Source organism: Winogradskyella marina, from assembly GCF_015645385.1.
Lineage (GTDB): Bacteria > Bacteroidota > Bacteroidia > Flavobacteriales > Flavobacteriaceae > Winogradskyella > Winogradskyella marina.
Map to the genome: position 1 here is coordinate 1 of NZ_JADOET010000066.1, position 335 is coordinate 335.

General features: G+C 39.1%; 1 protein-coding gene. It reads right to left on the reverse strand.

What is annotated here, in order from left to right:
• Positions 1–335: DUF7507 domain-containing protein (locus ITJ86_RS17215; RefSeq protein ID WP_195872880.1), on the reverse strand; the 335-nt coding region annotated here is incomplete at both ends.

Consider the following 335-nt stretch of genomic DNA (forward strand, 5'->3'; position numbering starts at 1 on the left):
GTTATATCATCTTCGAACACGGTATCATCATCGGATAAATCTTCTAAGGTTGATCCATCTAGACTACTTGTTCCAGTAACGAGGGCTTGGTTACTCACTATACCTGCATCGATATCGGCTTGTGTTATTGTATAACTTGCTGCGTACAACCAAACTTCATCGACATCTAAAATGTTATCTCCGTTGTCGTCTCCTGATTCTAATGTTAACTCTCCTCCTAACATATCATCTGTAAGAACAACATCTGTTATAGTGTCTTCTCCTTGATTGGTCACTGTGAAATTGTAAGTGATGGTTTCTCCTATGTTGGCGTAGCCATCACTGTTTTCATCATT